This is a genomic window from Bacillus sp. D48C, from assembly GCF_053345735.1.
Window position 1 is genome coordinate 12,405 of sequence record NZ_JBKFAQ010000010.1, and the last position, 19,282, is coordinate 31,686.

Genomic DNA, 19,282 nt, shown 5'->3' on the forward strand with positions numbered 1-19,282 from the left:
ACCCAATCCAAAATCTTATTATATTAGTGCTTCAGAAAGAAATTTTACTTTTTAAAGTATGTTACCAATGGACTTCCTAAAAACAACTTTTAGGCATAGCTTTATATTGCTACTATGATCTAAGTAAGTATATAGAAACTACTTTGATATCTATCTCATTATTTATATAGAAATATTTAAATTGAAATTCTTTATAACATATACCAAACTACTTTTCTATATCGAACTCGAAAATAAAATTTATAGGTTTTATCACTTCGTAAACTATTTTTTCTTTAAAATTAACTTTAAACACTACTATTACAATGTTTAACGCTTTAAAAACGCCTAGTGTTCATCCGCTAAGTTCGCCAGATAAACACCATAATAACGTTTGTTTAGCAGATATATATGAATCTGTAATTAATCCTGTTCAATTTTTATATTCAAATCAAATTTCATAGATTCTCTATTCTTTTAAAGGAGTGCTGCAGATACAAATAGAACATATACAACAAAAATACATATTTTAACTTGATATGTAGAGGGTTAATTTGCATACTAATTTTTTAGTCTTTTAGTTATAGTTATTATCAAAATAGCTAAAAACAAACTTATATAATAAAGATCTCAGTTTAAAACCGTCTTTCAATGCGTTACTACACCAAAAAACATCTAATCTTCCAATCTCATTTTTTTATCAGCTATTTTTTTATAAAAAACATTTAAATCGTTGATATAAAGGGGTTTAACGCATTAATAACGCCTAGCGTTCACATAATATCAAACACCAAAATAACACCTTTATAACGTTTATTCGGCTAACCATTTTAACTATTCAAGTATGTATAAGTCATATTCGTAATTAATCTTATTTGCTTTCTAATTTTCTCCCTCCTGATTAAAATGTATACCTCATTCCACTAGATATCCCTTGGATTCCCAAAATATATCATCAATAGTCTATCCGTAAACCATAGAAACAACATGATATTTTAAAAGGCATCTTCGACAAACGTATTCCTCCCACCAATAACGCCTTTTATATTTTACAGATATCCAAAAGATATCTAATACATATCTGAAAATACAAAAGATCAGAAATATCCCGAAATAACCCAACACATCTCGATTTATTATCTATTTTATATTTATTTTATATCTATCTTATATTTTAATTATATTTTTTATTCATAAACCTTATAAAACCCTTGTTGTTAAAGGTTTTATAGGTTATAATATATTTATTAGATATAAATTAGAAATAAATTTCATAGAGGTGATGTATAATGGCAAGTTTAAAAAGCAAAACTCTTCATATAGACATAGAAGGTGATATTGGGAACGATTCATTTAAAGGTTACATCAATGGTGAATACATAAAAATGAAAAATGTATATCAAAGTGTTTACTCAATGCCTAATGTTACAGAGACAAACATCCAAAAAAACGTAGTTAATTTAGTAGATAATATGTTCGTGAATATTGCTAGTAAATCAATTCGAAGATCCGGAATGTATTTCATTGGTAATCGAGCGATGTTAACAGGGAAAAATCCTAAAAACATGAACATTAAAGTAGGTCAAAAATACAATGATGATTTACCTCTAATTAATATGCTAGGATTAATTGCAAACAAATCAGTTCAACTTGAATGGGAACGCACAGAAGAACTACCACAATCAATTAATGTGACTGTCGACCTTATTTCAGCTATCCCAGCAAGCCAATGGACACCCGTAAACGCTAAACATTTAGAACAGCGTTTTACTAATTCAAATCATGTTGTAGTGGTTTATGTAGGAGAAGAGCAGGTAACGGTTAGCTTAACATTTAATAGTGCAAACATTACACAAGAGGGTGTTCCTCCGTTATTTGCAATTCTTGAAGGGGAAGAGGAGATGTTTACTGATTTCACTAAACTATATGCAAAAAAACTTGAAATCAAAAAAATTGACGGCTCTTTCTTTAAAAACAAAAAGATTCTACATTCTGATATTGGGGATGGAACAACTGAGTATATCTATACAGTTGGCGTGAACCCAGTAATTGATGCTTGTAGCGGTGAAAGACGTGGTGTCGGTCATGCTACAGAAGAAGCTGTAAAATTATTAAATCAAGAACGTGGCACAAACATTAAACGCCAACAATTCTCTCAAATTCTTCAAGATATAGATCATAAATACCATGAAGAGGCAACAACCCACTTTAATATTACAAAAGTGGAACAAGCTGAACTAATCCTAGAAGATACAGATGAAAAATATGTAAACAATACAGCCAGTGAAGCTGAAGTTTTATGTGTGTATGGTGGGGGAAGTATTACTTTTAAAGATGAATTATATAATCAATTATTAGAGTATTGTGAGCGAGTTGGAATGTACTTATTGTGGATTCCAGAGAAATACGCTGTAGATATGAATGCTAAGGGGATGCAAATTATCAAGAAAATTCTTTCTCGAAAAAAGGTGAAATAGTATGTCCGACAAAAAAAGAGAATCCTTCTTCTGGAACCTCAAGAAGATTGAGAATGAAGAATTCTTTAAATGGTTCGAGTCACAAAGCAATATAGCCGATTCTTTGTATAAACTTGTTTGCTATTTTATTGATAAACACGGTTTACAAGACGTGGCTGATTATAAGATACAGCAACAAATGCAAAAAGAAATTTTACTTCAAGATAAAGACTTTTTAAATGATGTTAAGCGTATACTTTTAAATAATTCAAACCTTACTATTCAAAAAGAAAGCCAAGCAAATGAAGAAGAGATAGCCGATTCAAATAGAATAATCTCATCTACTGAAAAGAATTCTACTTCTAAAGATACACATATAGAAAATGAATCAACAACTGAAAAAGCAGTACTAAAAGATGAATATGAAGATCTGGATACGGCCAATTTATTTGGTAACTAGCGTTATAAATCCATGATAAAAAGAGTCCCTAAAATAGGGACTCTTTTTATCATAAATTTAAGCTTTTTCTACATCTTATCAATAATAATTTGTCTTTTGTACCACTGATTTAATTTATCTTTAGCCGTGCCTGAAAGGCGTTTTGTTTTCTTATTATAAAACCTAGAAAGGGTAGGTTGTGATATACCTATTTCTTTTGAAAGTTCTCGCATTGTAATATTTTTATTCATATGGAAGTATGATATTTTTTCTCTAATTGAATTTTCATACTCATCAACATCTAAAGTGTTATTTTCTATTTTCACAGGAGACTCTTCTTGTATGATCTCTACTGTTTTTTTCTTCACTATTTTTTCTATTGAATTCATTAATTCTTTCGGCGGTAAAATTATTATACCTAACTGAGCATAATAGTTCTTAAACCAATTCTTCTTTGTTAACATTTCCTCTTTTAAATCTTCACTGTACTCCCAATGTGATATTACCTTTTCCTTCTCTAAATCAATAAGAACATTTTCTAACTGTTCACGAATACGATTTGGCTTTTGATTTTGATTTATACCCATGACAGCCAGTAATCCCTTATCTCCTCCTATAGAGTAAGGCCTTTTTAAGCTAGAGAACATTTGACGAATTCTCCATTGCCAAGTTAAATAACGAATCAATCTCTTATGATATTTATGTCTATAACTATTATATTCTAACGCTTTTTTTGATAATAGTGCCGTTGTACTACTAGAACCATATAAATAACTTGATAAGAAGCTCCCTGGCTTAATCCTGCAAGATTCTATCCCCATATATTCGTTAGTGTTAGTATCTCTCCAGAGTACCACAGAATCTAATACAAAAAGCCTTTTAATAACTTCTCGCTTTACTTCATAATGTTTACCTGCTTCAGCTCGATCATTTAATACAACTACCTCATTATCATCATTTAAATAGATAAAAATACTTGCTAAGGCAGCAATTCGTTTGGCAACCTTTATTTTATCTTCTGCTCGATAATATTCTGTGTTATTAGCCTTTGCTTTAGGTATACTACACATTTCTAATACCTGATTATATGAAAAGTCTATGAATTCATCAGGGGACTTTGCCTCATTTAACCATTGGATAGTAATTGCATCTAAACAGTCAGCAGTTAAATCATCCATATTACTCATTACACCATCAACCAATGTATTCCAACGAGCAGCTTCTTCAATATTTATTAATCTTAAATCTTCATCTTTATGTGAAGAAAGTTGTGCAACTCCACTACTATCTTTCGTTTCAATTGGATAAGATTTCAACTTTGTATTTTCATCTTCTTCAAATTGATTCTTTGCTATACCATCTCTTAATTTATAATAAACCGCAGAATTATTCACTTCATAGTAATTCTCGTGCTCTAAACTTGTATTAGATTCCTTTGGTTCTTGCACGGTTTCATTGTTAGCTCTTGAAAACTCTTGCTCCACAAATAATCCTATCGCCACATCAATTTCAATTTGGTAAGCTTCTATGTTGGTGAATATTTCCAAAGAGGAGATTCCCTTTTTTTGTTGCTGTTCAAGCCACTGTACAAGCATTGAAAATGATGGGGAAAAATAGTCCGAAGTTACGATCCTACTAGTATCTTCTTTAACTTCTAAGTAATAAGCATTCCATTTATACCACAATTGTTCATTATGTTTATAGATAGGTGCTGATATTACTAATGCATCTTTAAACAATTGTAGAACATTATCCATATACATCCTTCTCCTTATTTAATTTACAATTGAGAATGATTTAAACTTAAATCTATATAGCCTTATGATGTTCCTATTCATGAAAATAAAAAAGAATACAGTAAGTTCTATCCAACCATCCCTTAGTGATAATCTAGCACGTATGCTTATAACCACCTCTTTTACTGATTATACAAGACTGTATCCATTTGGAAAAGGTAAGACGTTATATGAAAACCAATATTTTTCAAGGGATTAGCTGAAACATGAAATTCTTTTGCGATATCATGTCCCTTTTGACTAAACATGAAAAAGCTAGGTTATTCATGTTTTAACAGTTTCGCTGTATATATGGTAAAACTCATTAAATTTTGCATACAAAGTGAAAATTTATAGCGGTATCATGTCCCTTTTGATTAAAACATGAAAAAAATCCAGCCTAAAATGTTTCATGAAATTAAACTATATATTTTTTCATAATCTTTTCTATCCTTGATACAAAAGGGTTTCTTCTATATTCAAGGTATGAAACAAGAAAATTTATAGCGGTATCATGTCCCTTTCGTGTTTCATAAATCCTCTTAAATCCCTTATATACCATACATTTATACCACATCTTCTCAAATTTCAGGGGATTATAAAACATGAAAATTTATAGCGGTATCATGTCCCTTTCTATCTGAAAAGATGAATCACTCCTAGCGGTATCATGTTCCTTTTATAAATGCCAAATTTCATATAAATCCCTTTAACATCAATGTTTATTAACGATTTTCATGTGAATTGTAATAAATAGAAATATGAAAATCCACAGCTCTATCATGTCCCTTATATTTTTGTGAAAATAAGCTTCCAATCCCATTAGAACAACGTTTATTAGCAGTTTATAACTCATTTTCTTGTTTATTCGGAACATGAAAATCCATAGTGATATCATGTCCATAAAAAAAATAGAACAAAACCCGAAACCCCTTGATATGAAAGAGATTAACGTACATTTCATTTTTTCATGTTTGCTCTTAAAGGGGCCCATTTCATCGAATTTTGATTTGCTATAATTAAAATCGGTATATTTTATATTGTACGGATATGTATATTTTAATTTGTATAGGAGGTGAAAAAGATGAGCAAATCATTTGTTATTCGTAATCAACGTAGTCTAGATGGACAATCTACTAATGCGGTTATAGTTACATTAAAATCTTGGCAAGCACTTGTTGATGCATTGGAAGGAAAATACTATAGCTATAAAGATACATACCTTGAAGATATTATTAATCAAATGTCGTATGAAGAACGTATTGCGGATATCGATGGATTTGTTGCACAAGCAAAGCCATCTTTTTCACGTCATACTATTTCAAAGACAATGGAAAGAAAACATAAATTGTACGGTATTACAAATGCAGATCTTGAAGTATTCCTTTACCTACATAAAAAATGCTATACGAATGGTATTATTCCAAACGTAACAGTACATATGCTTTGGGAAGACTATAAGCAATACAAAGAAGAATTGGCATGTATACAGCATTCTCAATTCTATATTGCATTAAAAAAATTAAGCCTACATAACATTATTACGATTGAAAATGAATTAGATAGTCGATACACAATTAAAATAACTCATTTTATGAATGAAGAAACAGAAAAAGCAAATCCTTATGTTTACATAAGTCCTGTAGTCTTTACAAAAGCTTTCTTTGAACTTTCAGTAGCATCTAAGAAGCTATTCTTAGATATTGCTATGCAACAGCATAGAGAAACTACATTAAAACGTTCTTTAGACAAACAGGATGAAAGAGGTAATAAGACTCACTTTGGTGGGATGTACCGCTTTCTACATAAGAAGTATCCACATCAAATTCGTGCAGTTATGAAAGAACTAACGACTGTATTGCCTTGTACAGGAACTCCACTATTCAAAATCTGTAAACTACAAAAAGGGGTTCAAAACAAGAAAAAATACACGACTTTATTTTTATCTATTCATTCAGACTTCTTATGTGGAAAAGAATCAGGCGAACTACAGTATCGTGATCCTTTTACTCCAAAGGTTACGTATGCCCGTAAAGCCCGATTTATTGAATCTACACTACAAGAAATGCATATTGGGGAATTTACACGAGACATGAATAAATTTATTCATGTACTTAAAAATACCTGTCATCGACAAATCCGTAGTGTAATACATAGTTTGCGTGACATGATTGATCGCACTGAAAAATATCCAAGTAAGTTAGTATATACACTGAAAAAATTATTGAATCAAACATCACAGTATCATATTCTTGATACCGCAGCTAAAGAAGGGGTTTATCCTCTTATTACACAGCACGTACCCGCAAAACAAAAAGAACAAGCTATATTTGATTTCGGATTGCATTTCTCTATGTACTCTCGCCGAAGCATCAAGAAGCTGTTCCGTAAAACATTTGAGTTATTAAAGAACAAATTTGCCGTACCTGTTACAGAGGAATCTTACCATCGTAATTATCTAAGATATCAAGAAGAAACATTATTTAGAAAATACGCTTATGAACAAGGTGCAAATCTAAATGCTTATATGGCTTTAGAAATAGAAATGCGTGAACTTTTAAAGATAAAAGGACATAAGGAACGCTTTATTCCTAGCGATGTACGTGAATTGTTCATTGAAAAGATAGATAAATTACCAAAAGAAAAGCTAAGGGTAATTGAAGTACCTGATAGCATAAATTTAATTACCTTTATACGTGCCTTGGAAAAGCTGATACGTACTGGAATTCAAGTAACATCAACTGAACAGGTATTAAAAGTAATGGAAGAAATGTAATCATTTTCAGCTCTCTATATTTGAAAAAAAATCAAAGTAGAGGGCTATTCGTGTTGGCTCTATCATTCAAAGTCTTTCTATTAGATACATTTATATACTTTTCTAAAAGATTCTATTGAAAATAGAGTCTTTTTTTATGCACTTCTATACAATAAAAGTTATTCATCCTTCTTAATTTCCACAATAGTAACTTGAAAAGGTATCCAATACCTATATAAATAGAGATTTTACTCTACATAAAATCATAAGAAAAATTAAATTTTTAGTGGATATGTTTATAAAAAGTATCATTTGTGAATAAAAATATCATACTATTGTTGCTATATAAGGGTTCTATAAGTAAATCTACTAAAATTCATCAAGTTTTATGTGATTAAATATGAATAACTGAATTAAGTGGATTAAATTATGATCATTGTGTATAGATTGTGTACAAATAACTACAAATTGGGGACAACTATCAAGAATATCTTCTTATTTACGGTTGAATAAATATACTTATCAGTGAATTATTTTTCTTCATTTTTTATGTAGGAATAGTGGTATTATTTTATGATTTTATGTAGAAAGGATGGTACAACAAAGTCTATTTTTACACTCCCATTACATACCATTTATGATTTTTTACAGTAGGGCATGTTAAAAACATTGTCATAGCAAGCTTTATTCTATATTTTATGAACCTATAAAAGTTTTATCTTTATATTTTTAATATATATAAGATATATATTTATATAAGATTTTAAGAAAAGGGGGAATATTTTAGAGAGGATTGGGACAAACAAAATATTTTTAAATAAAAAAATAATTTATATTATATATACTAATGTTTTCAAAATTTATTAATAAAAATTTCTAACTACTATACACATAAAATACTACTAGATAAATTACATATAAGTGTTAAGTGTCTTCTTTAGTATAGTTATCACAACAAAGAGATTTACATACTATAACAAATTAATAGTCCTTTACAAGAAGATGAATTACTGTTGCTTTAGGAAATTAATAGTTATAAACTTATAGGCAAAGTCGAGATCCTAGCTATAAGTTTGTAAAAATAGAGTATAAATTTATTATACTTTATTAAATTTTTTATACATGAATAGGAGTGATATTTATGCAACTAAAAAATGTAACACCTATGGGATTAAATGATGAGGTATTCAAAACAATTATTAATAAAACTGAAAATACATTTCCATCATTTTTTTTCATTAATCCGTCAGGTAATGTTGTCATACCAAAATATTTGAACAAGGATATATGTATGTATGCAGTTTTCGGTGAAACAATGGTTATAATTGATAATGAAATTGAGATATTAAGGCATCAACAAATATTGTATTTTAATGCTGAGGTGTATATTGAATTGAGAAATAATACAACTGAGAATGTAATTGTATATATTGATGGTGTAAATAAGTAATTATTGATTAGAATTATTATAAATATTTGTGAAACACTTCACAAAAAATACACAATAAAAAATAGTCATTTCATGTATAGTAGGAGTAGTTGAAAATTTCATATTATCATTTGTGAAATACTTCACATGATTTAAGGCTTTACTTAATAGGCAAGATGAAAACAATAAGTTCCAACATTTTAAATCTATTTTTATAGTGATCTGGAGGCTTTAATATGACAAACAAGACAGATGAAAAAGAAGTACAAGCAATGGTCAACGTAGTAATTAAAGATGAAAATGATGTACAAGAAGTTGTTAATACTTTAGTTGAAAATGGAAAAGAAGCACTAAAAGCACTAGAATCTTATACGCAAGAGCAAGTAGATCATATTGTTCATGAAATGGCACTATCTGGATTAGATCAACATATGCCATTAGCAAAGATGGCGGTTGAGGAAACTGGTCGAGGTGTGTATGAGGATAAATGTACAAAGAACATATTTGCGACTGAATATATTTGGCATAGCATAAAAAAAGATAAGACTGTAGGAATTATTCATGAAGATCCACATGAAGAAGTCATCGAAATTGCCGAACCAGTAGGTGTAGTTGCTGGTGTGACACCAGTAACGAATCCTACTTCAACAACTATGTTTAAAGCAATTATTGCAATGAAAACACGAAATCCAATTATTTTCGCTTTTCATCCATCTGCTCAGCAATGCTCTGTTGCAGCGGCTAAAATTTTAAGAGATGCTGCAATTAGGGCAGGGGCACCGGAGAATTGCATTCAATGGATCGAAAAACCTTCTGTTGAGGCAACAAAAAGATTAATGAACCATGAGGGGGTTGCACTTGTTCTTGCAACCGGAGGTGCTGGAATGGTGAAATCAGCATACTCTACAGGGAAACCGGCCTTAGGAGTAGGACCTGGGAATGTACCTTGTTATTTAGAGAAATCAGCACATGTAAAACGAGCTGTAAATGATTTAATTTTATCAAAAACATTTGATAATGGTATGATTTGTGCTTCTGAACAAGCAATCATTGTAGATAAGGAAATCTATAATAGTGTAAAAACAGAAATGCAAGACAACAATTGTTATTTTGTTACCGAAGAAGAGAGAATAAAACTAGAGAAGCTTGTTATTAATGAAAATACATGTGCAGTAAATAGTGATATTGTTGGGAAATCAGCACATTATATTGCTTCATTAGTAGGCATTAAGGTACCAGAAGATACAAAAATACTTGTAGCTGAAATTAAGGGAGTGGGTGCAGAATATCCACTATCACGTGAAAAATTGAGCCCAGTATTAGCTTGTATCAAAGCAAATTCACGAGAAGAAGGATTTAAATACTGTGAAGAAATGTTAAATTTGGGTGGCTTAGGGCATTCAGCAGTTATTCATTCTACAAATAAAGAAGTACAAAAACAATTTGGTTTAAGAATGAAAGCTTGTCGTCTTATTGTAAATTCACCGTCAGCACAAGGTGGGATTGGTGATATATATAACGCATTTATTCCATCTTTAACATTAGGTTGTGGATCATATGGTAAGAATTCTGTTTCCCAAAACGTAACAGCTACACATTTAATAAATGTAAAGCGTTTGGCAAATAGAAAAAATAATATGCAATGGTTCAAATTACCACCTAAGGTTTTTTTTGAAAAACATGCGACACAATATTTAGCTAAGATGCCAAACATTTCGCGAGCATTCATTGTAACGGATCCAGGAATGGTAGACCTGGGATATGTGGACACAGTTACACATTACTTACAACAGCATTTAAATGATGTAAAAGTAGGTGTTTTCTCAGAGGTAGAACCAGATCCATCAGATGAAACAGTATTCAAGGGTGCTGAGATGATGAGAAGCTTCAAACCTGATGTAATTATTGCATTGGGCGGAGGTTCAGCAATGGATGCAGCAAAAGGAATGTGGCTATTTTATGAATATCCAGAAACAAAATTCTTTGGAATCAAACAAAAGTTTTTAGATATTAGAAAACGTACATGTAAGTTTCCAACATTAGGGCAAAAAGCACAATTTGTTGCGATTCCAACAACATCAGGAACAGGGTCAGAAGTGACACCATTCGCGGTTATTACAGATAAAAAAAATAATATAAAATATCCACTTGCTGATTATGAATTAACACCAGATGTAGCGATTATTGATCCACAGTTTGTAATGACAGTGCCACCTCATGTAACAGCAGACACTGGAATGGATGTGTTAACACATGCAATTGAAGCATACGTGTCTATTATGGCAAATGACTATACAGATGGATTGGCCTTAAAAGCCATTGATCTAGTATTTAAATATTTACCGCGAGCATATAAAAACGGAAATGATGAAGAAGCACGTGAAAAAATGCATAATGCTTCTGCAATTGCAGGTATGGCTTTTGCAAATGCATTTCTTGGTATTAATCATAGTTTGGCGCATAAGCTTGGGCCAGAATTTCACATTCCACATGGACGCGCTAACGCAATCTTAATGCCACATGTAATTCGCTATAATGCCATTAAGCCGAGAAAACATGCATTGTTCCCAAAATATGAGCATTTTGTGGCAGATGAACGTTATGCATATATTGCAAGAACATTGGGGTTGCCAGCAAGTACAGTAGAAGAAGGGGTAGAATCTTTGGTACAAGCAATTATCAGCCTTGGAAAAGAATTGAATATTAATATGAGTATTGCAGGACAAGGAGTAAAACAAGAAGCATTTGAAAATGTTGTGGATGTCTTATCGGAAAGAGCATTTGAAGATCAATGTACACCAGCAAATCCGAAACTCCCATTGATTTCAGAATTAAAAGAAGTCTATAAACAAGCATATAAAGGTGTGTAATAAGTTAAGTAGGTATAACTTTTTAAGTTCATAGATTTTGTATTTGATATTTGTAAATATATTGTATATGGGTGTTAAGGGGAAATATATATTATAAACAGCATTGTTTTAAATAGAACATCTAACAAAAATGCTGCCTAGATGACCTGTATGAAGGTAAGATGGGAGTGTACAAAGCTATGTCTAATTATAAGAAGTTAAATCAAGTAATTGAAAAAAAAGAGGAATTAATATCGCTTGTTAAGCAGTATGGATTCACTCATGAAAAGGTAATTTGTTATAGTAGAGAATTAGATTTATTACTAGATGATTTGATGAAATCTAATAGAAATAATAAGTAAATCGAATTTATATAAAAAAGCAATAAAATATAAATATTTAAGATATTTTTAAAATAAAAAGCACTCTCCTATAAATAGGAGAGTGCTTTTTTATCTTAATTTCATCTATTTTAGGAGGGATTTTTTAAATGCTAAAAACTTATGCGTGATAAATCTCACAACATAAATGCACATATAATTTTACAATATAGTATGTAAGTTGATGGGAGGCTTTCTTTTTGATAAATCGTGATTATAATAAAAACCCATTTATTGTAATATAGGAGTTAACAAGAGCATGCGAATTAAAATGTCTACATTGTCGTGCTGAAGCTCAGCATTATCGCGATCCTTTTGAGTTAACATTAGAAGAAGGAAAAAAACTAATTGATGATATATATGAAATGGATAATCCGATGCTGGTTTTTACTGGTGGGGATCCATTAATGCGTTCGGATATATATGATATTGCTGAATACGCGGTGAAGAAAGGTATTCGGGTTTCCATGACCCCCAGTGCTACTCCAAAGGTTACTAAAGAAGCGATTAAAAAAGCAAAAGATGTTGGGATTGCTAGATGGGCATTTAGTATAGATGGACCAACAGCTGAAGTACACGATCATTTTAGAGGAACAGAGGGGGCATTTAAATTAACAATGGATGCAATTCATCATTTAAATGAATTAAAAATCCCTATTCAAATTAATACAGTTGTTTCTAATTATAATTTGAGTGTACTTAAAGATATGGCAAATTTAGTAGAAGCATTAGATTGTGTGTTGTGGAGTGTATTTTTCTTAGTCCCAACAGGACGTGGTAAAGAGAAAGATATGATTTCACCAATTCAACATGAAAGAGTGTTCCGCTGGCTATATCAGCTTAGTAAAACTGTTTCTTTTGATATAAAAACCACAGCTGCTCAGCACTATAGACGCGTTGTTCTTCAAGAAAAAATGAAGGGAATTAAAAAGATAGATCAAATTATTCAATATAGAGATGTATTGATGGAAGGGATGACGGACGGAGTTAATGAATTTGGACGCGCTCCAAAAGGAGTAAATGATGGAAATGGAGTTGTATTTATTTCTCATATTGGAGATGTATACCCAAGTGGGCTATTGCCAATTAAAACGGGGAATATTAAATCAACACCGATAGCTGAAATTTATCGAAACTCTCCTGTTTTTCAAAGTCTTCGTAATCCAGACAATTATAAAGGAAAATGCGGTGTTTGTGAGTTTCGATATGTTTGTGGGGGATCTCGTTCTAGGGCATTTGCGATGACGGGGGATTACATGGAAAGCGAACCTTTTTGTATATATGTTCCAAAAGCATTGCGGAAAAAGTGTAAGAATTGAGCATGTCTCTTTTTTTAACCTGTTTTATAAATTTTTTTATTGTATATTTCCAGTACTTATGAGCAGATACTTTCCGCTCATAAATACTGGGTTAGTGATGACTAATAATTGAAAAAAAGCAAGGGAATTATACTTATTTTAGGCGTATAATACGTTGATTTGAGCTTCCGCGAAATGGAAGAGTCAAATCTCTTTTTTTGATTTCAAATCTTCCATCAACTAAAACATCTCCATAATGTAACAGCTCAATCATATCTTTGTTTTGTGAGTTTTGTATCTCTTCTAGTGTATAGCCAGTGTAAATCCAAAGATTTTTGTTTAAACTTTTTACAGCCTTTGCAACTTCTTTGACCTCGATAGCTTGAAAAAATGGGTCGCCACCTGAAAATGTTACATCAGTTAGAGGATTTGTGGAAATTTCTTTTATAATTTCTTTCACACTCATCTCGGTACCATTATAAAGATTCCATGATTTGGGGTTATGGCAACCTAAACAATGATGCGGACAACCGGCAAAAAACACAACTGTCCGTAATCCTTCACCATCTACTACACTATCATGAATAATATTCATTACCTTCATTTATGTTTCACACGATCTGCTTCTTCACTACGCTTTGCATTGTTCCATTTTGACATGTCCCCTACAAGATATCCAGTAATACGGCGAATTCTTTCAATATGATGATCTTCTATATTTCCACAGCTAGGGCACTCATTTTCAATCACTCCATTATAGTCACAACATTTACAACGATCCACTGGGTGATTAATTGAACCATATCCTACTTCATACTGTGCCATTGCTTGAACAATCTGTTTTAAAGCCATTTGATTATGCGCTGCCGCCCCATCTAGTTCAATATACGTAATATGACCACCGTTACAAAGAGCATGAAACGGTCCTTCTAAACGTATTTTATTAATTGCTTGAATAGGATAATAAACTGGAATATGAAATGAATTTGTATAGTAATCATGATCGGTTACACCTGTAATAGTTCCAAACTCAGCACAATCCTTTTTGATAAACTTCCCTGATAGTCCCTCGGCAGGAGTTGCAATTAAAGTGAAATTCAAGCAATGTTCTTCTGTTGCTTGGTCCATCTTATTTCTCATAAAGGTAACAATTTCTTTTCCAAGTTGCCATGAATCTTTATCTTCCCCATGGTGTTTTCCTGTTAAGGCAACCAAGCATTCCGCAAGTCCAATAAAACCAAGGCTCAATGTTCCTTGCTTTAAAATCTCAGTAACTGAGTCTTCCGGTTGTAGTTTTTCTCCATTGCGCCAAATCCCTTGTGAATATAGGAATTGAAAATCTCTTGCCTTTTTTGTGCATTGATATGAATATCTTTCTAGCAATTGACGAATGCCAAGTTTGATATAATGATTTAACGATTCGAAAAATCCCTCTTTTGAATCATTTATTAAAGCCAATTTTACTAGATTAATAGAGGTAAATGATAGATTTCCCCTGCCAATTGCTGTCTCCTCACCATGAATATTAGACATCACACGAGTACGACAACCCATATAACATACTTCACTTTCTGGGTGCCCATTATAATACGCTGCATTAAATGGCGCATCTAAAAATGAAAAGTTAGGGAACAATCGCTTTGCTGTTGTTTCTAATGCAAGTTCAAATAAATCATAATTTGGATCTTTTTCTTCAAAATTCACACCTTTTTTTAACTTGAAAATTTGAATGGGGAAAATAGGAGTTTCACTTTTTCCTAATCCCGCTTGTGTTGCCTGTAGTAATTGTTTAATTAATAGCCTTCCTTCCTTTGATGTATCTGTTCCATAATTAATTGAAATAAACGGAACTTGTCCACCACCACGGCTATGCATACTATTGGAATTATGAATAAATGCTTCACATGCTTGATATGTATCGTTTTCTGTTTCTTTCCATGCAAACACTTCAATTTGTTCCTTTGTTAGCGGATAGTCTTTTAACTTTTTCTTATTTTTTTCAAATGTTTTCCTAACATATGGTGCTAAATCTATATCAAACATGGCAAGAGATTGCCCACCATGCTGCATATTTTGATTAGCTTGAAGAATAATAGACGAGAGTGCTAATGCACTTTTAATATCTTGTGGTTGTCTCATATGGCCATGTCCAGTGTGGAACCCTTTTTTCAGCAATTGTGCTAAAGGAATTTGTGAACAAGTGGTTGTTCCTGTTGCATAAAAATCTAAATCGTGTGGGTATAAAATATTTTGATTAATAGCTTGTTTTACTTGTTTAGAAAGCAAATGTTCCCTTACATAAAGTTTTACGCTCTCTGATGCAAATGTTCCCATCATTCCCATTGGAGATCGACCATCAACATTTGCATTTTCTTGCATTAAGTCTTGATCGTTACTGTTTATAATTTTATCAAAAGTTGTCCATAAAGTATTTTTTTGCTGTTTTACATTGTCTGAGTTGTTCATAAAATTCACTCCCGCTCAATATATAGTATCTAACATCGATAAATAATACTATATACAGTGCATTTCTGCAATGGTACTAATAAATGAAGTATGTAATCTTTTCTGTTTAGAAGAGACTAAATCTAGAAGTTTATCGTATTACCTTGCTCATAAAAAATAAAAAGATATAGAATGATTCAATTATTTATAGATAAAAATTCTTTTGTTTTAGGTTCAAAGAGTGAGGATATGAATAGAGAGTAAAAACACACTGAACAATGTTTTATTTTATAAAATAAAAGGTATAAAAATAAAATGCAGTGATTTCACTCACAGTATTTTTTTAAAACATGGTTTATCTTATAAGAGAAGAGTGAGTATGAGAAATTCATTATATTTTACTATTTGGGATGGGTATTCCCTAAATTGGTGGAGTATGATTACCAGTGGGGGGATTCTCTCACTGGTAAAGTTTTTTATCTATAAATTTAATGATATACATGCTAATTCTTATCATTCTTACGTAACATTTTGATAAAAAATTAAATGTGAGGTGTGGAAGAATGAAGTTAATTATTCCAAAGCAGCATGGAGCCTGGGGAATGCTGCTTATTCCATTTGTTTTAGGTATTTTAACTGGTAAATGGACATGGTATTATATACCTCTTTTGTTAGCGTGGTTTTTTGTGTATTTAGCTACATATCCCTTATTAATGTATGTAAAACAGCCGCGAAAGAAGTATTATTTATATTATTTTTTTCTTTACTTTGGTGAGGCTTGTATATGTACAGCTATTGCTCTTAGTTATGAATGGCGTATAGTTTACTTTTCTATTATTATGCTCCCGTTTTTTTGTATAAACATTTATTTTTCTAGCAAAAAAAATGAACGAGCCTTATTAAATGATGTATGTGCAATTCTTTTGTTTTGTATAGGGGGCATTATAAGTTATTACTTCACAATGAAAACAGTCGATAAAAATATATTGATAATAGCGACTATAACATTTTTATATTTTATAGGAAGTACGTTTTATGTAAAAACAATGATACGTGAAAAAAAGAATCCAACGTATCGCATTCTATCATGGTGGTACCATTTATTACTTGTGATTGTTACGCTTATTTTATCACCAACGATTACCATTATTTTTATCCCAAGTTTGATACGGTCTATAGTACTGTATGGAAGGAATATTTCAATCTTAAAGGTGGGGATTTTAGAGAGTATAAATGCTATTTACGTTTTTATTACAACAATAATAGTATTTAAATATTTTATCTCGTAAAGACTAATAATGATTTATATTGCTTATATTATATTTATATATAATATTGTATTAATGTTTTCTTCAATACTGTATGTAGAAAGGAGTGTATAAATAATGACTTTTTACCAAAAATTAATGCCGTATTATGATGAAATTTTTCCGGAAAATGAAAAACAAGTGAATTTTATTGCTTCTTATTTACAAGAGGGGGACTCCGTAATTGATGTAGGTGCGGCAACAGGGAATGTGGCTAATGCATTAGTTGAAAAAGGAATGATTGTAACTGCGATGGAACCAGAGAAGAAAATGGCTGATAAAATTTCTGAGAAGGCTATAACCCATAGGGGAAGACTTTTTGTAAATACACTTAGAATGCAGCAAATAGACGATGTACCTGGGATATTTGATGGTATTTATTGTATTGGAAATACGTTGGTTCATTTAGACAATGTACAGGAAATTACTGATTTTATTCAAAGCTCTTTTAAAAAACTTAAGAAAAATGGAAAGTTCATAGTTCAAATTGTAAACTATGAAAAAGTATTAAATCAAAAAAAATTCATATTTCCAGTAATTAAGAAAGAACATTTCTCATTCAAACGAGATTATGCAATAGAGAGAACAAAGGTGCTATTTACTGTAACATTAAATACATGTGGTGAAGAATTCTCAAATAGTATAGAGTTATATCCAATTACAAAAAAACAATTACTTCCCATATTAATAGATTGTGGATTTGAGTCAGTAGAAACTTACGCTAATTTTGATAAAAAAATATATTCACTTGATGGTCCGGCATTAGTAATTGTAGCAACAAAATAAATTTTAAAAACACCTGAGTAGAAAGCTGTTACTCAGGTGTTTTTTTATTAATTTTTTTAAAATGTGATTCTAGTCCTCTTTTAATTATAAAAAAGTTTATATAATTCAGTGGTAAATCGAATCTGATTGAGGAGGAATTGAGTTATATGTGCAAAGAAATTCAGTTAACTAAAGATATATATTGGGTAGGAAAAGTTGATAATAGAGAAGTTCCATTTCATCGTTTAATCTTAGCAAAAGGAACAACTTATAACGCGTACTTGCTAAAAACGGAAAAACCAACAGTGATTGATACAGTTGATATAGAGTTTGGAAGAGAATTTGTAGAATCATTAAGTAAATTAATTGATCCACAAGAAATTCAGTATATCGTAGTGAATCATACAGAGCCCGACCATTCAGGGGGATTGGCAGCATTAGCATCAAGAGCTACTAATGCAACGATTGTATGTACAGAAATTGCAGTACCAGAAATACAAGAGATGTATAAGCTGCATAATCGAAAGTTTTTAATAGTAAAAGACGGTGATACATTAGATATTGGTGGAAAAATATTAACATTTAAAGAAACACCATATCTTCATACTGAAGAAACAATGATTACCTACTGTGTAGAGGATAAAATTTTATTTCCTTGTGATATTTTTAGTACTCATATAGCAAATGACGAGATTTTCAGTGATAAAGCGAATGTAGATATTACGGAAGATTTTATTGGTTATTATAATGCCATTATCCATCCACATAGAAGATATGTAAGAACATTAATAGAAGCTCTAAAAGATTTGGATGTACAAATGATTGCACCATCTCATGGCTACATTTTACGTCAGGATATACAGAAGTATATTAAATTATATGCGGATATGAGTAGAGATACGAATCAAGATAAGAAAGTAACAATTGTATATACAACAATTAAAAATAATACAAAAAAAGTGGCAAATATTATTAAAGAAACTTTAGAAGCAGATAATATTCATGTAACAGTATTTAACGCTGATAAATCAAAAAAATCAGAGGTTTTAAAGAGTATTCAAGAAGCAGATGCAGTCTTCATAGGATCTTCAACTAGATATGCAGATATGATTGGTAATTTAGAAGAAATTTTAAAAGAAATGACAGAAATGAACCTAGAAGGAAAAATTGCAGCTTCATTCGGTTCATATGGTTGGAGTGGAGAGGCAATTGAAGTGATACAAGATTACCTCAATGAAACAAATATGAATGTACAAAGCACATCAAAAGTTATCCAATCTACAGGTATGACTCATGTTGAATTTCCTATTCGGATTAGATTCTCTCCAAAAGATGAGGGGAAAGTAAAGAAAATCCAACATGCAACAACATTTGTTACAGATTTATTATTGAGTTCTATTTAATA

At 31.1% G+C, this 19,282-nt stretch carries 12 protein-coding genes and 1 pseudogene; 10 read left to right on the forward strand and 3 right to left on the reverse strand.

The genetic code is table 11. The annotated features are described in order from the left end of the window. Nucleotides 1-1,268: 1,268 nt before the first annotated feature. Together ACLBXA_RS21405 and ACLBXA_RS21410 are read left to right on the forward strand one after the other, a co-directional pair. Complete coding sequence (locus ACLBXA_RS21405) at nt 1,269-2,456, forward strand: ParM/StbA family protein (RefSeq protein WP_277489842.1); 1,188 nt, start codon at nt 1,269-1,271, stop codon at nt 2,454-2,456. Between the two features lies 1 nt (nt 2,457). Next, entirely contained in the window at nt 2,458-2,895 is a 438-nt protein-coding gene (locus ACLBXA_RS21410) for a hypothetical protein (protein WP_001280893.1), read from the forward strand. Between the two features lie 68 nt (nt 2,896-2,963). On the opposite strand, the gene ACLBXA_RS21415 is transcribed toward ACLBXA_RS21410, so the two are convergent. Continuing rightward, entirely contained in the window at nt 2,964-4,631 is a 1,668-nt protein-coding gene (locus ACLBXA_RS21415; protein WP_000370965.1) for a helix-turn-helix domain-containing protein, read from the reverse strand. Nucleotides 4,632-5,733: 1,102 nt separating this feature from the next. Here ACLBXA_RS21415 and ACLBXA_RS21420 point away from each other — a divergent pair. The 5 genes and pseudogenes from ACLBXA_RS21420 (at nt 5,734) to ACLBXA_RS21440 (ending at nt 13,381) form a co-directional block, all read left to right on the forward strand. Next, entirely contained in the window at nt 5,734-7,425 is a 1,692-nt protein-coding gene (locus ACLBXA_RS21420) for a hypothetical protein (RefSeq protein WP_447617442.1), read from the forward strand. Nucleotides 7,426-8,545: 1,120 nt separating this feature from the next. Next, the gene (locus ACLBXA_RS21425; protein WP_001176240.1) at nt 8,546-8,854 is read left to right on the forward strand and encodes a hypothetical protein; all 309 of its coding nucleotides are present in this window, start codon (nt 8,546-8,548) and stop codon (nt 8,852-8,854) included. A 251-nt stretch (nt 8,855-9,105) separates the two neighbouring features. Beyond that, nucleotides 9,106-11,703: a bifunctional acetaldehyde-CoA/alcohol dehydrogenase gene (gene adhE, locus ACLBXA_RS21430; protein WP_447617498.1), complete on the forward strand. Its 2,598-nt coding sequence runs from the start codon at nt 9,106-9,108 to the stop codon at nt 11,701-11,703. Nucleotides 11,704-11,882: 179 nt separating this feature from the next. Next, nucleotides 11,883-12,044, forward strand: coding sequence for a Spo0E family sporulation regulatory protein-aspartic acid phosphatase (locus tag ACLBXA_RS21435; protein ID WP_002099070.1), 162 nt, complete (start codon nt 11,883-11,885; stop codon nt 12,042-12,044). 218 nt (nt 12,045-12,262) lie between these two features. Further along, nucleotides 12,263-13,381, forward strand: a pseudogene (locus ACLBXA_RS21440) (TIGR04053 family radical SAM/SPASM domain-containing protein). 133 nt (nt 13,382-13,514) lie between these two features. Here ACLBXA_RS21440 and nrdG read toward each other — a convergent pair. Together nrdG and ACLBXA_RS21450 are read right to left on the reverse strand one after the other, a co-directional pair. Beyond that, nucleotides 13,515-13,964: an anaerobic ribonucleoside-triphosphate reductase activating protein gene (nrdG, locus tag ACLBXA_RS21445; protein WP_000867051.1), complete on the reverse strand. Its 450-nt coding sequence runs from the start codon at nt 13,962-13,964 to the stop codon at nt 13,515-13,517. Further along, on the reverse strand, nt 13,961-15,826 hold the full coding sequence (locus ACLBXA_RS21450; RefSeq protein ID WP_098311513.1) for an anaerobic ribonucleoside triphosphate reductase: 1,866 nt from the start codon (nt 15,824-15,826) through the stop codon (nt 13,961-13,963). The genes nrdG and ACLBXA_RS21450 overlap by 4 nt, the downstream gene beginning before the upstream one ends. Nucleotides 15,827-16,368: 542 nt before the next feature. Between ACLBXA_RS21450 and ACLBXA_RS21455 the strand changes: the two genes are divergently transcribed. The 3 genes from ACLBXA_RS21455 to ACLBXA_RS21465 all read left to right on the forward strand — a co-directional run bounded on the left by ACLBXA_RS21455 (nt 16,369) and on the right by ACLBXA_RS21465 (nt 19,280). Beyond that, nucleotides 16,369-17,094: a YwiC-like family protein gene (locus tag ACLBXA_RS21455; protein WP_097853200.1), complete on the forward strand. Its 726-nt coding sequence runs from the start codon at nt 16,369-16,371 to the stop codon at nt 17,092-17,094. Between the two features lie 96 nt (nt 17,095-17,190). Further along, entirely contained in the window at nt 17,191-17,898 is a 708-nt protein-coding gene (locus tag ACLBXA_RS21460) for a class I SAM-dependent methyltransferase (protein ID WP_447617443.1), read from the forward strand. A 146-nt stretch (nt 17,899-18,044) separates the two neighbouring features. Beyond that, nucleotides 18,045-19,280, forward strand: a complete 1,236-nt coding sequence (locus ACLBXA_RS21465; protein ID WP_447617444.1) for an FprA family A-type flavoprotein — start codon at nt 18,045-18,047, stop codon at nt 19,278-19,280. Nucleotides 19,281-19,282 lie beyond the last annotated feature (2 nt).